Genomic DNA, 24,917 nt, shown 5'->3' with positions numbered 1-24,917 from the left:
TCGTAAAACTACAAATAATTATTAAAGAACAGCATACCTATATCACGTTTAAAATAATTGCAGGGTAAATACCTAAAATAAGTGTGATTATTACTGATACGAGCAGCACAACTTTATATTGTGCAGGTGTAGAAAGCTCAGTTTCAGCGCCATCTTTAAACCACATGGCAACAATTACCTTAAAATAGTAATAGAAACCAACCAAAGCGTTTAAAATCGCAAATGCAACCAATAAGGTGTTATACTCTGTCATTACATTGAGAAACATTAAATATTTCCCGATGAAACCTGCAGTTAATGGAATTCCGGCCAGAGAAAGCATTGAAATGGTAAGGCATAACGCCACCAGCGGATTTTTCTTTCCTAAGCCATTAAAACTCTCAAAGCTATCGCTACCGGTTTTTTGTTTAACCAGGATGAGCACAGCAAATGCGATAATTGATGCAAAAGTATAAGCCGCGGCATACACCAAAACATTGTTGCCTGAGTTTTTGGTTAACACAATAAGTGAAAACAACAGATAACCTGCATGTGATATACTGGAGTAAGCCAGCATGCGCTTAAAATTCTTTTGGAAGAGGGCAGTTACATTTCCGATAAATAACGTTAAACAAACGATAACCATCAATGGTGCAACCCAAAAATCGTGTAATGGGGCAAGAGAACCAGCGAATAACCTTAAAAAAGCCGCAAAACCAGCTGTTTTAACCACTGTACTCATGAAAGTAGTGATCAGCGATGGTGAACCTTCATATACATCGGGCGTCCAGAAGTGAAAAGGAGCAGCACCGATTTTAAAGCATAAACCGATCATCATTAAAATTACACCTGGATAAAATATTGGCGAAATTGATGTGGTATTATCAACAAGATATGATTGGATTTTATCTAAATCGAACGAACCTGTTGCACCATAAATTAAGGTGATGCCAAACAATAAAAAGCCTGTTGAAAAAGCTCCCATTAAGAAATACTTCAGAGAGGCTTCGTTTGAGGCAAAATCTTTTTTACGGATACCTGCAAGGATATATAAGCTTACCGACATGATTTCCAGGCCTACAAACAACATGGCCATATTTTTATAAGATACCATCATGATCATTCCGGCAAGCGCAAAAAGTATCAAAGTATAATATTCGGCTATGTTATCGCTTTTGGCGTGAAAATAGTTTTGTGTGAGTAAGAAAATCAATAAGGTGCCAACAATACAAACCGCTGAAAATGCAAGGGCAAAATTATCAGTCTGCATCATTCCGAAATGAACTGCATTGCCATTCCATGCAGAAAACGTAAATCCTAGCGCAGTAAGTAAGCCAACAACGGTAAGTGGTAGTAATGCTTTATTTGCCTTAAACAAACCTGCATAAAGCACTATAAAAGCTGTTATACTAATGGTTATAATAATATTCATTGCTTAATTTACTGTGTTTAATTTTTGATTTACCTGTTCTAATAAATGTTGTACAGATGCCTCTGTTAAGTGCAAAACTGGTTTAGGATAAACTCCTAAAATAATAATTAATGCACATATGGTGTAAAGAACCAATTTTTCGGTTCCTTTAATATCAGTGAAAGTGATTGTTAAACTATTGGTTTCGCCCAGCATTACATTTTGGTACATGCGCAACATATAAACAGCGCCAAAGATGATGGTTAATCCTGCAATTGCAGCTGCCCAGATGCCATAGTTATAAACGCCCATCAGCAATAAAAATTCGCCGATAAAACCATTTGTACCTGGCAAAGCTACCGTTCCTAAAACTATGATTAAAAAGGTAATGGCCAGTTGAGGTGCTACTTTAGCAATCCCGCCCAATTCTTCTATTTTATTTGTTTTTAAGCGGGAAAAGATAATATCCAAAATGAAGAATAATCCTACTACGTTAATACCATGACTCAACATTTGTACCATTGCACCCTGCATGCCTTGTTGGTTAAAAGCAAAGATACCAGCAGAAATTAATCCTACGTGGGCAATAGATGAGTAAGCCACTAAACGTTTTGCATCTTTTTGTGTAAATGCAATTATTGATGCATAAACAATACCTATAATGGATAAAATAATAGCTAGCTGACCCCAATCGTGAACTCCTGCCGGAACAATTGGTAATAACCATCTAATTACACCATAAATACCCATTTTTAACATGATACCCGATAATAACATGGTTCCTTGTGCAGGAGCTGCTGTATATGTATCAGGCTGCCAGGTGTGGAAAGGGAAAATTGGCATTTTTATCGCAAAAGCAATAAAGAAAGCCCAAAAAATCCATCCTTGTTGTGCACTGTCTAAATTTAAAGCGTAAAATGCCTGAATATCAAAATTGCGTGCCGGGTTTTGAAGGTATAGATAAATAATCCCCATCAGCATAAACAATGATCCTGCGATGGTATACACAAAAAACTTCATGTTGATACGGACGCGGTCTTTTCCGCCCCAGGTGGCACAAATAAAGTATATTGGAATTAATGCTGCTTCCCATCCGATGTAAAATAGAAAAGCATCTAATGCAGTAAAAACCAACAAAAGACCACACTGCATGAATAAAATAAGAGCATAAAATGCAGCCGGACTTTTATATTCATGGTTGTAGCTTGATAGAATGATAATTGGCACCAGTAAATTGGTGAGCAATACCACTAGCATGCTGATGCCATCGATACCCGCATGAAAATTGATACCCAAATCAGCAATCCAAGGCAAATTAACCTCAAACTGAGTACTTGCATTTGGAATGAAATTGCAGGCAATAACCAAAGCCAGGCCTAAAGAAGCAACCGAAAATACGGTTGAAACTATTTTTGCCGACTTACCAGCAAATGCTGTGATAATTGCACCTGCCAGCGGAAGAAATATAAGTAGTAAAAGTTGTTCCATTATTTAATTTTGAACCCTTTTTATATGTAATAAAATGTATAAGCAAGCAATACGATGATACCGAATACCATCATAAATATATAGAAACCTACGTTTCCACTCTGTAATAAACGGATTCCTTTACTGGCTTCATTAGTGCTCCACCCTAACCCGTTCACAATTCCATCGATAAACTTGTTATCGATAATTCTATAAAAGAATTTCGAAAGTGCATCCAAAGGTTTAGTGATGATGAAATCATAAATTTCATCTAAATAAAATTTATTGTAAGAAAGTTTTGCCAGTGCAGAGCGCGGTGCTTCATCAGCAACAGGAACGCGAGCTCCTCTTACATATCTACCATAAGCATAAAATAAGGCTGCTACAGCGGCAGTTACAGATATTCCCATTAAACCTATTTCAGTCGAATGACTTAAATCCAATTCGTGTTGTGCTACTCCAGCTCCTGATAACCAATGAGCCAACCACTCGTTTCCACCAAAAATATGAGGGAAGTTGATTGCACCACCAATTGCGGCAAGAATAGCCAAAATGATTAAAGGCAAAGTCATCACTGTTGGCGATTCGTGTACATGACTTTCTTCATGGTGTGTTCCACGGTATTTGCCAGAGAAAGTTAAGAACATCATTCTGAACATATAAAAAGCAGTCAAGAAAGCTGTTAATACTCCAACTCCCCATAAAACCGGACTAGCCTGGAAAGCGTGTGCTAAAATTTCATCCTTCGAGAAGAAACCCGAAAACGGTGGTAAACCTGAAATGGCAATTGTACCGATCATCATGGTTAAAAATGTAACCGGAAGTTTCTTTCTCAATCCACCCATATGGCGCATATCCTGCTCATGATGCATGGCGTGGATAACCGAACCAGCACCTAAGAATAATAATGCTTTAAAGAATGCGTGGGTTAATACATGGAAAAACGAACCTGTGTAAGCACCAACACCTAAACCTAAAAACATATATCCCAATTGCGATACTGTTGAATAAGCCAATACTTTTTTGATATCTGTTTGCGTAAGTGCAATAATTGCTGCCACTAATGCTGTTGCTGCGCCTACAATTGCGATAATGTGTTGTGTTAGTGGCGCAAGATCGAACAATACACTCGAACGTGCAATCATATAAATACCAGCTGTAACCATGGTAGCTGCATGGATCAAAGCCGAAACCGGCGTCGGCCCGGCCATTGCATCTGGCAACCAGGTAAACAATGGCAACTGTGCAGATTTACCGCAAGCACCTATAAATAATAAGATGGTAATTAAAACCAAAGTATTATGGCCTGGTAACATGTTTGCCGCCTGAGGAAAAATTTTAGAGAATTCGACACTTCCGAAGAAATTGAAAATCAAGAATACACCAAGCAAAAATCCTAAATCGCCGATACGGTTCATTACAAAAGCTTTTTTTGCTGCCGATGCATAAGCCGTATTGGTGTACCAGAAACCGATTAACAGGTAAGAGCATAAACCTACTCCTTCCCAACCGATAAACATTACGATATAGTTTGAACCCAATACCAATAAAAGCATGAAGAATAAAAACAGGTTAAGGTAGCTAAAAAATTTACCAAAGCCAGCATCATCGTGCATATAGCTTGTAGAATATAGGTGGATCAAAAAGCCAATTCCGGTAATGATTAAAAGCATAATTGAGCTTAAAGGATCTACCAGAAAAGATAACGGAATGTGCAATTTACCAGCACTAATCCAATCAAATAAAAATACTTCGTGAGATTTTTGTGTGTCGCCTTGTAAACTAAAGAAAATAACTACGCTGATAATAAAAGAAGCCAGGATTACTTCACTTCCAATTATTCCAACAAGTCCTTTAGATAAAGAGTTTCTGCCCAGTCCATTAATTACAAACCCTAAAAGAGGCAGTAACGGAACCAACCAAATCAATTGTTCTATTGTCATTCTTATTATATATTTACCACTTAAGGCGATTTAAAACATTAATATCTATTGATTTCGTATTCCTGTATACCATTACGATAATCGCCAAACCTACTGCAACTTCTGCAGCGGCTAAAGCCATAATAAAGAATACGAAAACCTGTCCGGATGGATCGTTGCTATGAACCGAAAATGCAGTTAACAGTAAGTTCACAGCATTAAGCATCAGCTCAACGGACATAAAAATTACGATGGCATTTCTGCGTGTTAGTACACCTATTACGCCAATAGAAAAAATGATGGCACTTAAATAAATGTAGTGGTTAAGCGGAACGCCTTGAAGTTGTGATGTTAAATTTTCCATTATGCTTCTACCTCATCTCTTTTAGATAATAAAACGGCTCCAACCATTGCTGCCAACAGTAATAGAGATGATAATTCGAATGGTAATAAAAATGGGCCGAAAAGTTCTTTACCTAAATTTTCTACCAGTCCTAATCCTGGATTTTTTAAGATCAATGGACTTGTAATGCTTGCTGATTTTAGCGAACCGATTAAGGTTACTACCAAACAACCGCCTGCAATTACACCAACGATTTTAATTAGCGGTGATTTACTAGGCTCAGTTTCATTGTTCAGGTTAAGCAGCATCAGTACAAAAAGGAAAAGTACCATAATTGCCCCCATGTAAACAATAAAGTTTACTACTGCTAAGAATTGTGCATTTAACAGCACATAATGAACGGTGAAGGTAAAAAAGGTAAGAATTAAGTAGAGCACGCTGTGGATCGGATTTTTTGCAAAAATCACAAGCAGCGAGAAGATGATACTTAATGTGGCTACGAAATAGAATACTTGTGTACTCATTAATTGTTTATTTATTTATTTGTTTTCGTCACCCTGAATTTATTTCAGGGTCTTGCTTAAGAGATGCTGAAATAAATTCAGCATGACGATTCTATATACTATTTTTTCATTTCCAACGGAGCCTCTACCAACTTATCTTTCCCGTAAATAAAATCTTTACGTAAATAATCAGCCGGAACAATTGGTCCATCTAAATAAATTGCTTCTTTAGGGCAAGCTTCTTCACATAACCCACAAAAGATGCAACGCAACATATTGATTTCATAAGTTGCTGCATATTTTTCCTCACGGTATAAATCCTTCTCTTCAGGTTTACGTTCGGCTGCAATCATTGTAATGGCCTCTGCCGGACAAGATAAAGCACATAAACCGCAAGCAGTACAACGCTCTTTACCGTTTTCATCACGTTTTAACGAGTGCATCCCTCTAAAGTTGGTAGAAAATTCGCGTTCTACCTCCGGATATCTTATTGTAGCCTCTTTTTTAAATAAGTGACTGATGGTAATGCCCATACCCTTAGCAATTGCCGGCAGGTACATACGCTCCATAAAGCTCAATGGCTTTTGTTCCAGTACTTTTTTCTTATTACTTAATGATTCCATAATTAAAACTTCTCAATAATCGCAATCACAACACCTGTTATTATAATATTGGCAATTGCCAAAGGTATTAAACCTTTCCAACCTAAATTCATCAATTGATCGTAACGGAAACGAGGGATTGTCCAACGTACCCACATAAAGAAAAAGATGAATATGCATATTTTAGCAAAGAAAACTGCTGTACCAAAAAGTGGTGCCCAGGTTGGTCCTAACCATACTGCCATAGAATCCATACCAGGATAATTGTAACCACCCCAATATAAGGCTGCCATAACAGCAGATGATACAAACATATTAATATACTCCGCAAATAGGTAAAAACCCAATTTCATTGAAGAATATTCGGTATGATAACCACCAATCAGCTCAGTTTCACACTCGGGTAAATCGAACGGGGCACGATTGGTTTCTGCAAAAGAACACACCATAAAAATGATGAATCCAAGTGGCTGATATAACACATTCCATCTCCAGCCATGTTGCTGATCAACAATTTCTTTTAAGCTTAGCGTATTCGTCATTAAAAGCAAAGCGATAATGGATAATCCCATTGCAATTTCATAACTGATGTTTTGTGATGCTGCACGGATTGCACTTAATAACGAGTACTTGTTATTTGATGCCCATCCACCGATCATTACACCATAAACACCTAGGGAAACCACTCCAAAGATATACAAAACACCTACATTGATATCAGCTACCTGTAAGGAAACCGTTTTGCCTGCAATTAAAACCGGGCTTCCCCACGGAATTACTGCAGTACCAATACAGGCACAAAGCAATGCCAAACCAGGGCCGGCGATAAATAAAAACCTGTTTGATGATGTTGGAATAATTTCTTCTTTCATAAACATTTTAACACCATCTGCCAGCGGTTGTAAAATACCAAAAGGGCCAGCTCTGTCTGGTCCTAAACGATCTTGTAAATATGCGGCAACTTTACGTTCTGCATAAGTAGAATACATGGCAATAACTAAACTGATGCCGAAAATTACAGCTACCAGGATAAATTTTTCTATAACAAAAGCGCTATCCATTAGTATTTAACTGTTTTATGTAATTCAATTTCATTTGCAGCTTGTAGTGCCTCATTTGGCTGAATAACGTGCAAAGGTTTTAATGTTTCGTAGTGGTTTGATGCAATTACCGAAGTATCATCAATATGAGTAGGGTGTTCGATTACCCAATCAGCCGTTGCTTTTTTATCAAAGCGGCAAGTATTACAGATAAACTCTTCTACTTCTCCAAACTGATCTTTACGTGCAGTAACACGTAAAACATCTGCTCCTTTATACCAAAGGGTTACTTTACCATTGCATTTTTCGTGATCGCAATCGCGGTGTGCGTCAACAGGTTTGGTAAACCAAACACGATTTTTAAAACGGAAAGTTTTATCTGTTAAAGCACCTACAGGGCAAACATCAATTACATTTCCTGAGAAATCGTTATCAACTGCCTGGGTAATGTAAGTAGAAATTTCTGAATGATCGCCACGGTTTAAAATACCGTGAACACGTTTATTTGTAATCTGATCAGCTGTGAAAACGCAACGGTAGCATAATATACAGCGGTTCATGTGCAACTGGATCTTATCACCGATATCGATTCGCTCAAAAGTACGGCGCTCAAACTCATAACGTGTTTTTTGCAAGCCGTGCTCGTAACCTAAATTCTGTAAATCGCACTCTCCTGCCTGGTCACAAACAGGGCAATCTAACGGGTGGTTAATCAATAAGATCTCTACAACTCCAGCACGCGCTTCCAAAACTTCTGGCGAAGTAATGTTAAGCACTTCCATCCCATCCATTACCGTTGTGCGGCAAGAAGCCACTAATTTAGGCATAGGGCGTGGATCTTTCTCCGAACCTTTAGTCACTTTTACAATGCAGGTACGGCATTTACCACCACTGCCTTGTAATTTAGAATAATAGCACATTGCTGGCGGAACAATATCCCCTCCGATTTGCCTTGCAGCATTCAGAATGGTTGTTCCGTTATCAACCTCTACTGTTATCCCATCTATCGTAACCTTAACTTTTTCACTCATGGTTAATGATATTCTTTTTATTTTTTATGCTCATGCCGTCATTGCGAGGCACGAAGCATTTTTTTTTATAATTTATTATTTCTCTTTCGAGACTTTGTAACCAATTTGCTTTCTTGGTTCTGCTTTCTGTTCCAGTAATTCGTCAAAATATCTGAATATGACTTCAATATTTTTATCTTGATTATCTACTTTCTTTTTAATCTTTTCTACTTCTAATCTAATTTCTGTATTGCTTAAAACCATTGTTCTAAGCTGTACAAAAACATCAATAATCTTAATACTTACTTCTACCGCCTGTTTACTTGTTAAAACATTTGATAATTGTAAAATACCATGCTCACTAAATGCAAACGGAAGATACTTTGAATATTTTCCTTGTTCTAAGGTCACAAATTGTGACCTTAGAACATCATTCTCTTCTTTAGTCAATTCGAACATAAAGTGTTTCGGAAAACGCTCTATATTTCTTCTAACTTGTTGTTTCAACTTCTTAGTCTCAACACCAAAGAGTTCTGCCAAATCAGAATCTAACATCACCTTAACTCCTCTAAAAAGATATATTTTATTAACTATTACTTCGTTGGGGATGATTGCGGGTGATATTTCTTCTTTCATTTACATAAATTAATTGTGTTAAGTTAAATCTTCTAAGGTCGCAAAATGCGACCTTAAAATTTTAGTAGTACAAACCGTAATACTAAATATTTATTTCTCTTCAGTTACCGGAGTTTTCTCTATCGGAGTTGCATAATTTGCAATACCATAATTTTGGCTCTGGCTCTTAACCGGCTCTTTAATGTGCCATTCAAATTCATCTCTAAAGTGACGGATTGCGCTGGCTACTGGCCAGGCTGCAGCATCTCCTAATGGGCAGATGGTGTTTCCTTCAATCTTCCTTTGGATATCCCACAATAAATCAACATCTTCCATTTTTCCATGGCCGTGTTCGATTTTGTGCAACACTTTCTCCATCCATCCAGTACCTTCACGGCAAGGTGAACACTGTCCACAGCTTTCGTGGTGATAGAAACGTGCGAAATTCCAGGTATTACGAACAATACACTGATCCTCGTCAAAAGCAATAAAACCACCCGATCCCATCATGGTACCAGTAGCAAACCCACCTTCGGATAACGATTCGTAACTCATTAAACGAGGTTCACCGTTAGCATATTTTAAAGTTAAATTAGCTGGAAGGATAGGCACAGATGATCCACCTGCAACTGTTGCTTTTAAGCGTTTTCCATTGGCAATACCACCACAATATTCATCAGAGTAAATAAATTCTTCAACTGGTAAACCCAATTCTATTTCATAAACGCCAGGTTTTACTAAATTACCTGATGCAGATATTAATTTTGTACCTGTACTTCTACCAATACCGATTTTTGCATATTCATCTCCACCATCATTTATAATCGGTACCACTGCAGCAATCGATTCAACATTGTTTACCACTGTAGGGCAACCGTACAAACCTGCAATTGCAGGGAAAGGCGGTTTAATGCGGGGATTACCCCTCTTGCCCTCTAGCGATTCTAACAAAGCAGTTTCTTCACCACAGATGTAAGCACCTCCACCTGGCTGAACATATAACTCTAAATCGTAACCTGATCCTAAAATGTTTTTACCCAACCATCCGGCAGCTTTAGCTTCAGCAATTGCCTTTTCTAAAATGCGGATCTGAGGCATCATTTCGCCACGCACATAGATGTAAGATACCTTGGCACCTAATGCGAAACTCGAGACAATCATCCCCTCGATTAATGCATGAGGAATATAGGTCATTAAATAACGGTCTTTAAAAGTTCCTGGTTCAGATTCGTCAGCATTACAAACTAAATAACGCGCAACACCTTCTGGCTTGGCCAAAAAGCTCCATTTCATCCCCGTTGGGAAACCCGCACCTCCGCGACCGCGTAAGCCTGATTTCTTTACTTCTTCAACAATCTCTTCAGGAGTTAAAGTTTTAAGGGCTTTTTCCACAGCACGGTACCCGCCTTTTTGACGGTAGACTTCAAGAGTATTGATGCCTGGTACGTTTATATGCTCAAGTAACAGTTTTCGAGACATTTTAATTAGTCTATAGTCTGTAGTCCATAGTCCATAGTCTTAAGTCAGAACGACTCTCAACTTAAGACTCTCGACTTAAGACTTAATTTTCAAATCTTCAATCAATTTATCTACACTTGCCTCAGTAAGGTTTTCGTAGAAGGTATATTCCGGGCTAATTTGCAATACCGGACCAAAACCACAGGCAGCTAAACATTCAACTCCTCTAAAGCTGAACAAACCATCGGCAGTAACTTCACCTTCTTTAACACCTAACTTGTTTTCCAAGTGGTCTAATATTTTTTCGGCACCTACCAGGCAGCAAGGCCCTGTACGACAAACCTCCAAAGCATATTTACCTTGTGGTTTTAAAAAGTACATGGTATAAAACGTTGCCACTTCGTAAACTTCAATCGGCTGAATATTTAAATACTCGGCAACTTTATCCATAGCCGATGTTGGTACCCAAAGAAATTCAGCCTGTACCAAATGCAAAAGTGGTAGTAAGGCCGATTTGCTCTTATCTGCCGGATAACGGCTTTTTACCTCATCAAATTTGGCTATCAATTCTGACGAAAACACTACAGGTGTTTGTTCTTCTACTTTAAGCATCTAATTCTCCTGCAATAATATTCATACTACTCATGTTGATAATGGCATCAGACAATAACATGCCTTCGCTCATTGGTGCAAACATCTGGTAGTTTATAAAACTTGGTCTGCGGAAGTGCAAACGATATGGGGTACGGCCGCCATCATTAATAAGATAAAAACCTAACTCGCCATTTCCACCTTCTACAGCATGATAAACTTCAGCTTTTGGAGCATCAATTTCACCCATCACAATTTTAAAGTGATAGATCAATGCTTCCATATTGTTGTAAACTTCTTGTTTTGGAGGAAGATAAAACTCAGGAACATCAGCATGAAAAATACCTTTAGGTTCTGTTTTTAATTTCACAATTGCTTGTTCGATAATGCGCACACTTTGCCACATTTCTTCATTACGCACCAAATATCTGTCGTAAATATCGCCACTTGTTCCTACAGGTACTTCAAAATCGAAATCTTGATAAGAAGAATATGGATCACTTACACGCACATCATAATCTACACCGGTTGCACGCAAAAGCGGGCCTGTCCAACTGTATTCTAAAGCAGTTTCTTTGGTTACCTCTGCTACACCAGCCGTTCTATCAATAAAAATACGGTTACGGCTTAACAAGTTTTCGAACTCTTTTAAAGCCTTTGGAAATTCTTTTAAAAACTTATCAATTTTAGCAAATGCGATATCATTGAAATCTCTTTCAAAACCACCAATGCGGCCAATATTTGTAGTTAAACGTGCTCCGCAAACTTCTTCAAAAATCTCGTAAATATGTTCACGAAACTGAAATAGGTATAAGAAAGTGGTAGTTGCTCCGGTATCCTGACCAATAATGGTGTTACAGATAATGTGATCGGCAATACGCGAAAGCTCCATGATGATTACCCTAAGATAATCTACACGTTTCGGCATTTGAATATTTAACAATTTCTCAACCGTCATGTGCCAACCCATATTGTTGATAGGCGAAGAGCAATAATTTAAACGGTCAGTAAGTGGTGTAATTTGATAAAATGGGCGATGCTCGGCAATCTTTTCGAAAGCACGGTGGATATACCCAATTGTAGAAACCCCGCTAACAATACGTTCGCCATCTAATTGCAAAATGTTTTGAAAAACGCCGTGTGTTGCAGGGTGAGTTGGACCTAAGTTTAGGGTTACCAGCTCACTTTGCGGGTCGTTATCTGTAAATACCGGATGGTTATGATTCATAATTTACCTTCCAAAAAATTCGTCTTTTTTATCTACTCTGTTCGGATCTTCCAATGGATATTGTTCAGCATCGGGTGTACGCCTAAATCGTCCATATTTAAAATACGGCGAAGATCAGGATGCCCTTCAAACTTAACTCCAAATAAATCGTAAGTTTCGCGCTCCATCCAATTGGCACCTTTCCAAACAGTTGTTGCGGTTGGAATAGTTGGATTTTGTTCTGAAATAAAAACTTTAATCCTGATCCTTTGCTTCTCTACCATGTTGTGTAAATGATAAACAACGGCAATGCCATGTTCCTTACCTGGATAGTGAACTGCAGTAATATCAGTAAGGAAATTAAATTTTAATTCTTCTTTAAGATGTGAAAGCACATTGATGATAACATCTTTGTAGGTTACAAAGGTTAATAAACCATACGGCTCAGAAACAGCAGTAACTTTTTCGCCAAACTTTTCAGTTAGTTTTACGTGGATGTCGTTATTTAACGTCGTTTCTTCCATTATTTAATGCCGTATTGACCTAAAAGATCTTTGTAATAATCAGAATTTCTTCTTCTGCCAGATTCGTTTTTCACCAAATCCTGAATACGTTGAAAACCATCTAAAATGGCTTCTGGTCTTGGTGGGCAACCCGGAACATAAACATCCACCGGAATAACCTCATCAATACCTTGCAGAACGGAATACGTATCGAAAATACCACCACTACTTGCGCAAGCACCAACAGCCATTACCCAACGAGGCTCTGCCATTTGGATATAAACCTGCTTTAATACCGGAGCCATCTTTTTAGCGATAGTTCCCATTACCATTAAAACATCTGCCTGACGGGGAGAAAAACTCAAGCGTTCGGCACCGAAACGACCAAGATCGTAGTGAGAACCCATGGTTGCCATAAACTCAATTCCACAACAAGAGGTTGCGAAAGGCAATGGCCATAATGAATTTGAGCGAGCCAAACCGATCACTTTATCAAGAGAAGTGGCAAAGAAGCCAGATCCTTCTATTCCTGGAGGCGCATCAACTATATTAATTTCACTCATGTTTATAAACAAAAAATGCTCATCCCTTTGCAGAATGAGCAACAAATTTACAATATTTTAAAGGCAATTAAACTAGGATTACCAGATTTAGAACCTTTCTAAATAACTTGAAAACAGATACAGTTAGTGTTCAGGATACACATGCAGTTTTCGGTTCTCAATTTTCAGTTATAGTTTCAAAACTGCCAACCGTAAACTGCCCAATGCAAACTGGTATTGCCAACTGACCTAGTTCCAGTCTAAAACTTTTTTCTTAATTACGTAAATGAAACCAAGTAATAATGTACCCATAAAAATAAACATTTCGATCATGCCGTCCATCTTTAATGCGCGAAAATTAACTGCCCATGGATACATAAAAATTACCTCCACATCAAAAAGCACAAATAAGATTGCTACAACGAAATATTTAATGGAGAAAGGCTGACGGGCATTACCAACAGATTTAACACCAGCCTCAAAAGTTTCCAATTTATCGAGTGTTTTACGCTTTGGACCTAAAAAGTGTGTAGCAACCAATGTGGTTACCACGAAACCTAAAGCTACAATTACTTGAAATATAATTGGTAAAAAATCTATAGCCGAACTTTGCGCTTGCATATTATTTATATTTATGTTGCAAAAGTAAAAGAAAAAGGCAGAGTAACCAAACTCTGCCTTTTCTAAATTATTTAACTTTTTTAATTATTTACCTTTACCTTTTGCTTTTGGAGCAGAAGCAGGTGACTGCAGTTCTTTTAATCTAGCTGCTGCGTAAGTATCTGCAGGATCAAGTGCTAAACTTTTAGTGAATGCATCTATTGCTTTTGCCTTATCCTTATCAGAATACCAAGCACCAATATTGTTATATGATTCAGATAAATTTGTTTTGTTTGCTGCTACTTCCTCAGGCTTAACTAAACTCACATATTTTTCAAAATATGGGATACCAGTTCCTTTAGGATTAGTTTTATCATCAATTAAATTGGCTATTCTTCCTCTAGTGAAATAACCCAAAGCAAAGTCAGGAGAAACTTTAGCTAAGTGACTTAATGCAGAATCCGCTTCAACTAAAGCTGCTGTATTAAAAGGTTTTTTCTCTTTTTGAGCGATATAAGCTTCGTAAAACCTAGTTTGACCTAAATAGTAATAATTGGTAAGTGAACCTTTTCCGTTAGGATTATATTTAATAGCCATTTGGAAAATTTCAGCTGATTTAGCATATTTTTTAGCTTTCATCAAAGATAAACCAGCCTCAGCTAAAGCATCTGCATTTGTTGAGTCTATTTTAGCAGCCTCAATAATATTCATTACAGCTAAACTATCCTGACCAGCTTGCAATTGAGATTTACCCAAATAAAGGTAATCATTACCTAAAATTTTAGACTTATCTTTTTCTTTGGCAAAAAACTCAGTCATGTAAGTTAGCGCTTGAGGATAATTTTTGTTTTCGTAAGCGGCCCAACCTTTTAATCTTGAAACAACAATTCCTTTAGGATCATTTGCTGGAACCTGTAAAGAAGTAGCTACTTGCTCAAGAGTTTTAAAATCTTTTGCATAAAATAAGAACTGAGCATAACGCAATTGAGATTCCAAAGATTTATCAGTTAAATCCATGTATTTTTTATAATTCTCGATGCCTTTTGCTGCTTTTTCTTTATCAACACCAAAGCTACTCCATTGTAAATATAACTCACCTAATTCGCGATAAGCCGGACCATAATTTGCGTCAGCAGCAATTACATCCAACAATTCTTTTTCTCCTTCAGGAAAGGCCCTTGATTCTTTATACATTTTACCAATCTGAGTTTTGGCTCTTCTGTTGTTTGGATCCACATCACCAACACGCATATACGGACCTAATGCTTCAGAATTTTTCTTTTGCAAAGCATAAGCATCTCCCAATGCCAAGAAAACTTCTGCATCCTTGTCTTTCGAATCTAACTCATCTGCTTTTGTAATATTAGCTAAAGCATTTGTAAAATCTGGTTTAGATACATCATCACTAGGTTTATCCTGAGCTAAATATGCTTTACCGATATACAAATAGGTTTTGTAGTCCTTTGCAGCTAATGCTACAGCTTTATCAAAATTAGTTTTAGCAGAAGTAGGGTTGTTGGACAACATATCTGCTTCACCTAAACCAATAAGGTTTAAGTTGTTTTTAGGATCAGCGGTAATACCTTTGGTAAATACGGCTCTTGCAGAGTCGATATAACCGGTTTTCAAATAAACCAAACCAAGATTGTAATAGTTATTACCATCTGATGCTTTTGAGCTCACCAATGATTTAAGCATTGATGATGCTTTCTGATACTGTTCAGCGTCAATGGCTTTTTTCGCGTCATTTAAATCTTGAGCAAAAACTGCAGAACCCATCAACACTAAACCTACATTTAAGGTTATTGCTTTCTTTAAAATTTTCATCGGATATTCTGTTTTTTTATTTAATAAAAATGAAGTGTCTCTTTAGATTTACTTCGTGGTTCAATTTATAGTTTTCTAATTTAATTCTATTTTGTCAGGTTAATTTGTCTTGGCATTAATTTATGTGGACCAAGTCCTGATTTAAGTACAATCAATTGCCCTCTCTGACTTCTTAACCATGTTGCAAATCCTGTGCCTAAACCATCTCTTCCTTCGCAATCTATGATATTTATATTTCTTAAGAAAGGATAAACGCCATTAATCAGATTATCCTGAGTTGGTTTATAATATTTATCATCACCTGGAGCACCTTTCACGTTCTTTACACCTAACACTTTCACCTGCGAGAGGTATTCACTCACTTCAGTATTCTTATTGGTAATCCAATTTACGCCCAAAATACCAATAAAATTTTTATCTTCTGCAATAAGTTTGATCACTTCGTTGCTAGAATTTTTAGAGTAAACGCCTGTAGTAGGAAATTGACTGATTTTAGCCAGTTCTTTAAAATACTGAAAGGTACTTGAATAAGCGTTATCAAAGACCAATTTTTTATCTGATTTCTTCCCCTGTAATATATCAATCACATCTTTAACGTTAATTGTACTATCAATATTGCCCTGATTTGTAATTAAAGCAATACCATCTACAGCAAACCTTGAAGTATTTATTTTGATATTACGTTGGTTGTAATATTTTTCTTCAGCTTTCGTCAATAACCTTGGCAACACAATTACCCTTACGCTATCGTTTAAAAAGGCGGGCAAAAGTTTTTGTTCGGGTTTTACTGTGGTCTCAAATTTCGCTTGTGGGTAATCAAGACTAAATATATCAATCTGGTCTTTTACAATTGGCCCAACGCTTTCATCAACCAGCATTTTAAGTGTTCCGCTTGTTCGGGTTTCTTTAACTGTTTCGGCTTTGTTTTTACGTTTGCAAGAAACAAGAGCCAGAATTAGAAATATAAATAGGAAGTTTCTCATTGATTAATCTCGCCTGCTCAGGCTTAAAAGTCTTACAAAAGCATAAATAATTAAAAAGATCCCTATTGCGATTCTACCCCATTGCGGAATCCCTGGTAAACGTAATGCTATCGGTTCCCAGAACATGAAGGCTAGCCCTAATACCACGTAAAAGACAAACATGGCAAGGCCTAAAATGAGCAAAAACCGCTGTTTAGGCGATTTTTGCTTAAAAATATCAAAATTTAACATCTACTATTAGTTCAATGTAAAGTTAACGTTGATGTTGTATTTTACCCTTACCGGCTTACCATTTTGGATACCTGGGTTCCAACGTGGACTAGCTTTCAATACACGGATAGCTTCTTCATCAGTTCCGCTACCCAAACCACGGGTAACCTGGATATCTGTTAATTTACCATCTTTTTCTACAACGAAAGATAAAAATACTTTACCCTGTACGTTGTTTTCTTGTGCCATTGGTGGATATTTAATTGCTCCTCCTAAGTACTTATAGAATTTTGCAATACCTCCCGGATATTCTGGTTGTTTCTCGATACTAACAAAGTCATAAACTTTATTATCATCAACTGCAACAGCAGCTTCTCTTTTTGGTCCTTCACCTACTGGTTCAGCAATAACAATATCTGCTGTTGGGTCACCTTTGATATCTCTCTGACCTGGATCTGCTTCCTTCAATTTTTCAACCGTAGGTGGTTCATCACGAACCTCGATATCGGGTTTTACAATTGGAGGTGGCATTTTCACCTGGTCAACTTTCGGTGGCGGTGGCTCTACCGGTGGTGGAGGTGGTGTTTTAGGATCCACTGGTGGTGGCGGCGCTAAAATTACTTCCTGTGCTTTTAATTGCTCATCTTCATGCTCCATAGAACCTTTGATAAGGCTATAGATTTTCGGAGAGAAAAATAACACTAGAAATATTATAGAGCCAATAATTAATGCTTTTGAGGTATTTGCACCATTGGTTTTACGCAACTGGTACGCACCATAGGTTTTGTTTTTATCTGCAAAAACCACTTCAAGCCATTCTTTTCTGAATATATCTAACTTCGACATAACTATTGGTTTTATTGATTATAAAATTCCTTGCTCTTTCATGAAATTTTTCTCGCTATCAAGGATATTATCATCATCAATCTGACGAACCTTAATTTTAAGAATTTCCAGTTCATCCATAATGTCAACAAAGTTCTGGAAAGTTGATCCTGTAGTTGGTTTAACCAGTACTACGAAATCTCCCGGAACGCCTGATGCATCTGCTGTTTTTCTATTTTTAACAATAGCAGCTTCCACTTGTGAGCCTGATTCGATCGTTGGTGCTGTTTCACCTGCAACGCCCATGTACCAAGCTATCTTATCCTTTTTACCTAATAAGATGGTCATGGTTTTACTTGCTTTCAGCTCTAGTCTGTTTTCAGGTAACTTCTCATTCTTATCTGGTTTTGCAATATCCATCGCTTGTGGTGTAGATATTGATGTAGTTAAGATAAAGAATGTTACCAAAAGAAACATTAGATCCACCATCGGAGTCATATCAACCCTTGGTGTGGCTTTCTTCCCGCCTGTATTTAATTCTGCCATTTCTTATTTCTTTTTAGCTTCAGAGTTAGTAACCAATAAAAATTTGTTTACACTTTGTTTCTGAAGCACATCAATAATCTTTTTCACAACTGGATATTCTTCTTTAGCATCACCTTTGATACTAACGCGCATATCCTGATTATTTATTTCTTTAGTTGCTTTACGAGCATTTAAAACCCATGAGTTTAATTGGTTATCGGTAGAATCTGTAGGGATACCAGTTTGTACGCCTGGTTTCATACGATCCGATCCATTCATAGCGATAAATCCTTTTAAACTTGCAAACGGCACACCGAAAGTTGATATTACTGAGAAACGTTGAAGTTCATCAGGTGTAAACTTTACACTGTATTGCTCGCCCATTAGTTCTAATGTTCTTCTTCTTACATTATTTCCTGCTACTTCAAAGAAAACCTTACCCTGGCCGATGGTTAAAATCGCATTGTTTTCTGCCGGCACCTTAAATTCATATGTAGATGAAGGTGTAGAAACGGCTAGTGGTTCTGGTTGCCTTGCAGTAGCAGTTAAGATGAAGAAAGTAAGTAACAATGAAGCCACATCACACATGGCGGTCATATCTGTTACTGTACTTGTTCTTTTAACTTTAATTCTAGGCATAATATTTTTTACTAGTTTTTAATAATGATGATCTTTTTTCCGGTTTTCCATAAAGCCGGTAAAAATTTTTTCAAAATTCTTATTTATGCGAACTAGCGTATGTTTGAACGATGCTGAAACCAGCCTCATCGATTGCGTAAGTTAACTTGTCAATTTTAGAAGTTAATATGTTGTACATGATAATTGCTACAGTTGATACCAAGATACCTGTTGCAGTGTTGATCAATGCCTCAGAGATACCTACCGCTAATGCTGACTGATCTGGTACTTACCAGAGTTTGCTAAACCGGCGAATGCACGGATCATACCTGTTACTGTACCCAATAAACCTACCAATGTACCGATTGACACCAAAGTTGCAATTACAGTTAAGTTTTGCTCTAACATTGGCATTTCTAAAGCTGTAGCTTCTTCAACCTCTTTTTGGATTGCAACGATTGATTGCTCAACATCCATGTTGGTATCTGCTTCAACTTCGCTGTATTTTTTCAAGCCTGATTTAATTACATTAGCAACTGAACCTTCTTGTTTATCACACTCAGCTTTTGCAGCTTCGATGTTACCTGCGCTTAATAAACCTTGTACTTTGCGGATGAAAGTATCTAAGCTAGATTTTCCACTTGCTTTACCAATAACGATGAAACGTTCGATAGAGAATACAATTACTACTAATAGTAATCCAACTAAGATTGCCACAATAGGGCCTCCTTTGTATGCTGTTCCAAGATAGTTACCAGGTAATGGTAATTTCTCTCTGTCGCCATCGATAAAGTTACTTCCTTCTCCGAATACGAATCTCCAAACACAGAATCCAATAACAATACAGATTGGAATAACGAATGTTGCAAATACATTTGAAGCACTAGAAGAGCTCTCTTTTTTAACAGTTGTTGGTTTTGGTGCGTTTGCCATTTTTTTTGAAATTTTAGTTTTAGTTCTTGTTTTTAATTTTTAGCTGTTTTTTTTCTTTTGTACTACACACAACGTTTCTTATCCGAAATTGTTGCGAAAAACAAATTTATAAATTGATTTTAAATTACAAATTAATAAATCAATAAGCAATTAAATCGTTACTTAGAATTTAGTTTCGGTAAACCACCAAGGGTGTATAACAAAAAAATTGCCCCAGCCGAGGCAATTCTTTCACAATAAAAACTAAAAAAAAATCGAATTGCAAATTTTTCTCTCAAAAAATGCATTTTAAAGTGCATTTAACATAATTTTAACGCTTCGTGTCTGCTTTTTGATACTTTTGTCAGTTCGAAATGCCTGAAATTTTCTGAAAAGGCATCTGCAAGTTGATAAGCCTTAAAATAATATTCTTCCTGATTATCCCATGTTTTGGAGGGGTCTAAAATATCATTCGGAACTCCCGGACAATTTAACGGCATCATTAATTTAAACACATGGTGCTGTTTATAATTATTGTGTTCGAGATCTCCGTTCAATGCGGCACTGATCATTGCCCTGGTATAACTCAACTTCATTCTTTTGCCCACGCCGTAAGCGCCCCCACTCCATCCTGTATTTACCAGCCAAACATTTACTTCGTGTTTCTTCATCTTTTCGCCCAATAAAGTAGCGTATCTTGAAGGGTGTAATGGGAGGAACGCTTTACCAAAACAGGCTGAAAAGGTTAATTGTGGTTCGGTAACACCGGTTTCTGTTCCTGCAACTTTAGCGGTATACCCACTCATAAAGTGGAACATGGCCTGTTCTACATTCAGTTTAGAAATTGGTGGCAACACGCCGAATGCATCTGCTGTTAAAAAAAATATGTTTTTAGGAACTGAGGCTATGGAAGGTAAAATTGCATTGTCGATATAGTTTATCGGGTAAGCTACGCGGGTATTTTCCGTTTTGGAGATATTGCTATAATCAACGTTTTCAGTACCCGGTAAAAAATTGGTATTCTCTAATAATGACCCAAATCTGATTGCCTTATATATCTGCGGTTCTTTCTCTTCCGTTAAATCAACACATTTGGCGTAGCAACCACCTTCAAAGTTAAAAACAGAATCATTGCCCCAACCATGTTCGTCGTCTCCGATAAGCCCTCTTTCGGGATCGGCAGACAAAGTTGTTTTCCCTGTGCCCGAGAGGCCAAAAAATATAGCGGTATCTCCATCTTTACCAACATTGGCTGAACAATGCATAGAAAGTGTATTCTTGTATACTGGAAGAATAAAATTTAAAACTGAGAAAATCCCTTTTTTAATTTCGCCGGTATAACCTGTTCCACCGATCAAGATCATTTTCTTTGTAAAATTGATTATAGAAAAGTTTTCCTGCCTGGTACCATCAATTGCAGGATCGGCCAAAAAGCCTGGTGCCGCAATGATGGTCCACTCTGGCGTTATGCCAAGCTGATCTTCTTCAGGGCGGATAAATAAGTGATGAGCAAAAAGATTCTGGTAAGCGGTTTCTGTAATCACCCTGATCGAAATCGAATAATCCGGATTGGCACAGGCAGATGCATCGCGAACATAGATTTTTTTATCTTCAAGATAGCTGGTAAGTTTGTAAAACAGCTGGTCGAATTTTTCCTGACTGATTTTAATGTTTACATCGCCCCACCAAACCTCATCTTCTGTAACTTCATCGCACACAATAAAGCGGTCTTTAGGCGATCGCCCGGTAAATTTTCCGGTATCAACCGCCAATGCTCCGGAAGAAGCCAGCGTACCTTCCTTATTTAATAAGGCGTCATCAATTAATTCCGTTGGAGATAATTGGTACTTTACAGCAATGTTTCCGCCTAGATTTAAATAGCTTAAATCTGGCGTTTGCAGTTTCTTTTTGCTCATAACAATAAGTTAGTTAGTACAGCAAAGGTAAAGACTTATCTTCCAGAAAAACTAGTTTTAAAGCGTAAATTTTTACATATTGTAGCAAATACACTATTATGTAAATATTTTATTTACAGCTATTTACAACTGATTTTACAAGCATAAAAAATATTAAAAATTACACTAAGTACAATTTGGTAAATGGTTTTAGTTTGCTAAAATTTGATGACAGCCAGAGACCAATGTACTTACAGGTTGAAAATCGGTAATGAGAGAAAGCTTGTATGTAGAAATGAATTAAAAGATTGTAAAGAGGTAATGTTAATTTCCAAAAATTATTTGAAGTACGATAAGGGTTCAATTGTTATTTGTGAAAATGAAATTGAGCTTGATTTTTTAGATTAAAACTGTTGAAAGCTAAACGTATATATTTCCGCTGTTTCCAAATAACAGATTTAGCATATCTAATGCCTAAAGTAGGCATCAAAAGAAGATCTTTTGGGCACCTTTCCATTATTAAAAAATAATTCGTCTATTTCATCTACTTAAACGTTTTAATAAAAATTTCGAAATAAAAATCAAAAAACATTTGCATTTTAAAAAAATAATCTCCTACTTTACGGTGTACAAAGTACACAAAGACAAGATGAATTTTAACACTTCGATTATTACAACGATTATTATTACCACCGGTATAAACCAGCGGGGCTAATTTGTTGTAAATTGAAAAAACATAAAACACAGAGAGCGTCCCGATGAAAATCGGGACGCTTTTTTTTTAACCCAAGCTGATTGAAAGCTGTACGAGCACCTTTAAACAATGAAAAAATTTGCACAGTATCAAACAGTTAAAACCAATATAAACTAATGAAAGTACTTAAATTCGGCGGCACATCCGTAGGTTCGGCCGAGAACATTAAAACGCTCTTGCGCCTGGTTGGCGAAGAAAAACAGAAGAATAGCCCGGTAGTTGTATTATCGGCAATGAGTGGTGTTACCAACCTGCTTACCGATATGGCCGAAATGGCTGAGCGTGGCGAGGATTACGACACCCAGTTAAAAGAAATTGAAGCAAAACACTTTGCTGTAATCCGTGCGCTTTTACCAGCTGCTGCACAAAACCCGGTATTTACCCGCTTAAAGATATTTTTTAACGAATTGGAAGATTTGCTGCAGGCGGTAACCAACTTGCGTGAACTAAGTTTGCAAACCAAAGATCAGATTTTAAGCTATGGTGAGCGCTGTTCTACTTTCATGATCAGCCATATCGCTTCGCAAAATATTGGCGACGCGCTTTATGTTAATGGGTCTGAGTTGATTAAAACTGACAGCAATTTTGGTCAGGCGAAAGTAGATACGGACTTAACCGAAAAGCTTATCAACAATTTTTACCAGGAAAATAAAAATAAAGTGCTTTTTGTTACTGGTTTTATTGCGAGTAATGCCTCAGGCAGGGTTACTACATTAGGTCGCGGTGGTTCTGATTATACAGCAGCGGTTTGGGGTGCAGCTTTAAATGCGGAAGAAATAGAAATCTGGACGGATGTAAACGGCATGATGACGGCTGACCCACGCATTGTGAAAAAAGCATTTTCTTTACCAGAGTTAAGTTATACCGAAGCCATGGAGCTGAGTTATTTTGGCGCGAAAGTTATTTATCCGCCTACAATGATTCCTGCTTTTATGAAGAAAATTCCGATTGTAATTAAAAATACTTTTGAGCCAGATTTTGCCGGAACATACATTAAAAGTGATGTTAAAGCATCAAGTTTACCCATAAAAGGGATTTCATCTATTGATCATATCAGTATTATCAACTTAACCGGAAGCGGTATGGTGGGCAAGGCAGGCTTTAGCGGCAGGTTATTCTCGCTTCTATCGCGCGAGCAGATCAATGTGGTGTTGATTACTCAATCTTCATCAGAGGCATAGCATTACTTTCGCAGTTAAACCAACAGATGCTTCACAGGCAATTTCTTTAATCAAAAAAGAATTTGAGCTTGAACTGGACGCAAAGAAATTAGAATTGCCTGAAGTTGAAAACAACCTGGCAGTTTTGGCAATAGTGGGCGAAAATATGAAACGTACACCAGGCATGAGCGGACGTTTGTTCAGTGCTTTAGGTCGTAACGGTATTAATGTGAGGGCCATTGCACAAGGTTCTTCTGAATATAATATCTCGGTAATTATTAGTAAAGACGATTTATCGAAAGCGGTTAATGCTGTACATGATGCTTTTTTCACAGACCTGAAAAGAACATTGAATGTTTTTTGTTTAGGTACAGGTAATATTGGAAAAACATTGTTCAATCAGTTAAAAGAGCAGATGCCTTTCTTAGCAGCAAATAACGATTTACAGGTAAAAGTAGCTGGTATAAGCAACACCCGAAAAATGATTTTCAATGCTGATGGCCTTTCACTGGAAAATTGGGAAACTGAATTAAACACACAAGGTGAAACTGCCGATTTAGCAGGCTTTGTAGCGAAAATGAAAGCTTTGAATCTCCCAAATTGCGTATTTGTGGATAATACTGCTGCAGAGTCGCCAATTGAATTTTACCAGGATATATTCGAAAGCAGCATTTCGGTGGTAACCTGTAATAAAAAAGGTAACTCAGCTGATTTTGCCCAGTATAAATCATTTAAAGATACAGCCCGTAAGTTTGGTGTCGATTTTTATTATGAAACCAATGTAGGTGCAGGTTTGCCGATTATCCGTACCCTGCGCGAGTTGATGATGAGCGGTGATAAGGTTGCACGCATTGAAGCCATTTTATCAGGAACCATTTCTTACATCTTCAATAATTTTAAAGGTGATGCGGGTTTTTACGAAACGGTAAAGGAAGCGCAGGAACTGGGGTATACTGAACCAGATCCACGTGATGACTTAAATGGAAAAGATTTTATGCGTAAAATGCTGATCCTGGCCCGTGATGCAGGGTATCCATTGGAAGCGAGCGACGTAAAAATCGACAACATTTTGCCTGAAGCTTGTTTAAATGCAACTTCAGTAGAGGATTTCTATTCGGAGTTGAAGGCAAATGCAGCTTATTTTGAAAATTTAAAGAATACCGCAGCCAATGATGGAAAAGTTTTGCGCTACATAGGCAAGTTGGAAGATGGAAATGTAGAAATCAGCCTGCAAATGGTTGATGATAGTCATCCATTCTATATGTTATCGGGAAGCGATAATATTATCTCGTTCACTACTGATCGATATAAATCGCGCCCGTTGGTGGTAAAAGGCCCAGGTGCAGGTGCCGAAGTTACGGCCGCTGGTGTTTTTGCCGATATCATTAATGTAGGTACTTTAAATAAATAGATAA

20 protein-coding genes and 3 pseudogenes are annotated in these 24,917 nt (G+C 37.4%); 1 reads left to right on the top strand and 22 read right to left on the bottom strand.

Annotated elements, in window-relative coordinates:
- Window positions 1–37: 37 nt before the first annotated feature.
- From AC0IWE_RS02080 to pckA, 22 genes and pseudogenes are all read right to left on the bottom strand, one after another.
- Entirely contained in the window at window positions 38–1,411 is a 1,374-nt protein-coding gene (locus AC0IWE_RS02080) for an NADH-quinone oxidoreductase subunit N (RefSeq protein ID WP_055908785.1), read from the bottom strand.
- A gap of 3 nt (window positions 1,412–1,414) precedes the next feature.
- Window positions 1,415–2,878, bottom strand: a complete 1,464-nt coding sequence (locus tag AC0IWE_RS02075; protein WP_471791715.1) for a complex I subunit 4 family protein — start codon at window positions 2,876–2,878, stop codon at window positions 1,415–1,417.
- Between the two features lie 20 nt (window positions 2,879–2,898).
- The gene (gene nuoL, locus AC0IWE_RS02070; protein ID WP_471791714.1) at window positions 2,899–4,800 is read right to left on the bottom strand and encodes an NADH-quinone oxidoreductase subunit L; all 1,902 of its coding nucleotides are present in this window, start codon (window positions 4,798–4,800) and stop codon (window positions 2,899–2,901) included.
- A gap of 13 nt (window positions 4,801–4,813) precedes the next feature.
- Window positions 4,814–5,143, bottom strand: a complete 330-nt coding sequence (gene nuoK, locus AC0IWE_RS02065) for an NADH-quinone oxidoreductase subunit NuoK (protein WP_055908793.1) — start codon at window positions 5,141–5,143, stop codon at window positions 4,814–4,816.
- On the bottom strand, window positions 5,143–5,646 hold the full coding sequence (locus AC0IWE_RS02060; protein WP_055908796.1) for an NADH-quinone oxidoreductase subunit J family protein: 504 nt from the start codon (window positions 5,644–5,646) through the stop codon (window positions 5,143–5,145). The genes nuoK and AC0IWE_RS02060 overlap by 1 nt, the downstream gene beginning before the upstream one ends.
- Before the next feature lie 98 nt (window positions 5,647–5,744).
- Window positions 5,745–6,248 carry a NuoI/complex I 23 kDa subunit family protein gene (locus AC0IWE_RS02055; RefSeq protein ID WP_025146332.1) on the bottom strand — a complete coding sequence of 168 codons (504 nt, stop codon included), beginning with the start codon at window positions 6,246–6,248 and terminating at the stop codon, window positions 5,745–5,747.
- A 2-nt stretch (window positions 6,249–6,250) separates the two neighbouring features.
- Window positions 6,251–7,288, bottom strand: a complete 1,038-nt coding sequence (gene nuoH / locus AC0IWE_RS02050) for an NADH-quinone oxidoreductase subunit NuoH (protein WP_055908799.1) — start codon at window positions 7,286–7,288, stop codon at window positions 6,251–6,253.
- Complete coding sequence (locus tag AC0IWE_RS02045; protein ID WP_029274750.1) at window positions 7,288–8,298, bottom strand: NADH-quinone oxidoreductase subunit G; 1,011 nt, start codon at window positions 8,296–8,298, stop codon at window positions 7,288–7,290. Before AC0IWE_RS02045 ends, nuoH begins: the two co-directional genes overlap by 1 nt.
- Before the next feature lie 75 nt (window positions 8,299–8,373).
- Entirely contained in the window at window positions 8,374–8,913 is a 540-nt protein-coding gene (locus AC0IWE_RS02040) for an ORF6N domain-containing protein (RefSeq protein WP_471791713.1), read from the bottom strand.
- Between the two features lie 90 nt (window positions 8,914–9,003).
- Window positions 9,004–10,371, bottom strand: coding sequence for an NADH-quinone oxidoreductase subunit NuoF (nuoF, locus tag AC0IWE_RS02035; protein WP_471791712.1), 1,368 nt, complete (start codon window positions 10,369–10,371; stop codon window positions 9,004–9,006).
- A gap of 75 nt (window positions 10,372–10,446) precedes the next feature.
- Window positions 10,447–10,962 carry an NADH-quinone oxidoreductase subunit NuoE family protein gene (locus AC0IWE_RS02030; protein WP_471791711.1) on the bottom strand — a complete coding sequence of 172 codons (516 nt, stop codon included), beginning with the start codon at window positions 10,960–10,962 and terminating at the stop codon, window positions 10,447–10,449.
- Window positions 10,955–12,169, bottom strand: coding sequence for an NADH-quinone oxidoreductase subunit D (locus tag AC0IWE_RS02025; RefSeq protein ID WP_471791710.1), 1,215 nt, complete (start codon window positions 12,167–12,169; stop codon window positions 10,955–10,957). The genes AC0IWE_RS02030 and AC0IWE_RS02025 overlap by 8 nt, the downstream gene beginning before the upstream one ends.
- Window positions 12,170–12,172: 3 nt before the next feature.
- Window positions 12,173–12,672, bottom strand: a pseudogene (locus tag AC0IWE_RS02020) (NADH-quinone oxidoreductase subunit C).
- Entirely contained in the window at window positions 12,672–13,214 is a 543-nt protein-coding gene (locus AC0IWE_RS02015) for an NADH-quinone oxidoreductase subunit B (RefSeq protein ID WP_055908818.1), read from the bottom strand. Before AC0IWE_RS02015 ends, AC0IWE_RS02020 begins: the two are co-directional and overlap by 1 nt.
- Window positions 13,215–13,442: 228 nt before the next feature.
- Window positions 13,443–13,814, bottom strand: coding sequence for an NADH-quinone oxidoreductase subunit A (locus AC0IWE_RS02010; protein ID WP_055908820.1), 372 nt, complete (start codon window positions 13,812–13,814; stop codon window positions 13,443–13,445).
- Between the two features lie 84 nt (window positions 13,815–13,898).
- Window positions 13,899–15,620: a tetratricopeptide repeat protein gene (locus AC0IWE_RS02005; RefSeq protein ID WP_055908824.1), complete on the bottom strand. Its 1,722-nt coding sequence runs from the start codon at window positions 15,618–15,620 to the stop codon at window positions 13,899–13,901.
- A gap of 86 nt (window positions 15,621–15,706) precedes the next feature.
- A complete protein-coding gene (locus AC0IWE_RS02000; RefSeq protein ID WP_471791709.1) occupies window positions 15,707–16,603 on the bottom strand; it encodes a PstS family phosphate ABC transporter substrate-binding protein in 897 nt (298 codons plus the stop codon).
- Window positions 16,604–16,840: 237 nt separating this feature from the next.
- Window positions 16,841–17,659: an energy transducer TonB gene (locus tag AC0IWE_RS01995; RefSeq protein ID WP_055908833.1), complete on the bottom strand. Its 819-nt coding sequence runs from the start codon at window positions 17,657–17,659 to the stop codon at window positions 16,841–16,843.
- Window positions 17,660–17,677: 18 nt separating this feature from the next.
- Window positions 17,678–18,184, bottom strand: coding sequence for an ExbD/TolR family protein (locus AC0IWE_RS01990; protein WP_055908835.1), 507 nt, complete (start codon window positions 18,182–18,184; stop codon window positions 17,678–17,680).
- A gap of 3 nt (window positions 18,185–18,187) precedes the next feature.
- A complete protein-coding gene (locus AC0IWE_RS01985; RefSeq protein WP_055908838.1) occupies window positions 18,188–18,802 on the bottom strand; it encodes a biopolymer transporter ExbD in 615 nt (204 codons plus the stop codon).
- Window positions 18,803–18,881: 79 nt separating this feature from the next.
- Window positions 18,882–19,714 (bottom strand): annotated as a pseudogene (locus AC0IWE_RS01980) (MotA/TolQ/ExbB proton channel family protein).
- Between the two features lie 299 nt (window positions 19,715–20,013).
- Complete coding sequence (gene pckA, locus AC0IWE_RS01975; RefSeq protein WP_471791708.1) at window positions 20,014–21,609, bottom strand: phosphoenolpyruvate carboxykinase (ATP); 1,596 nt, start codon at window positions 21,607–21,609, stop codon at window positions 20,014–20,016.
- Window positions 21,610–22,458: 849 nt separating this feature from the next.
- On the opposite strand from pckA, the pseudogene thrA reads away from it, so the two are divergent.
- A pseudogene (thrA, locus tag AC0IWE_RS01970) lies at window positions 22,459–24,913 on the top strand (bifunctional aspartate kinase/homoserine dehydrogenase I).
- The last annotated feature ends 4 nt before the right edge of the window (window positions 24,914–24,917 follow it).

This window comes from Pedobacter sp. AC402 (assembly GCF_979252805.1).
This window is presented reverse-complemented; position numbering and strand designations above follow the sequence as displayed.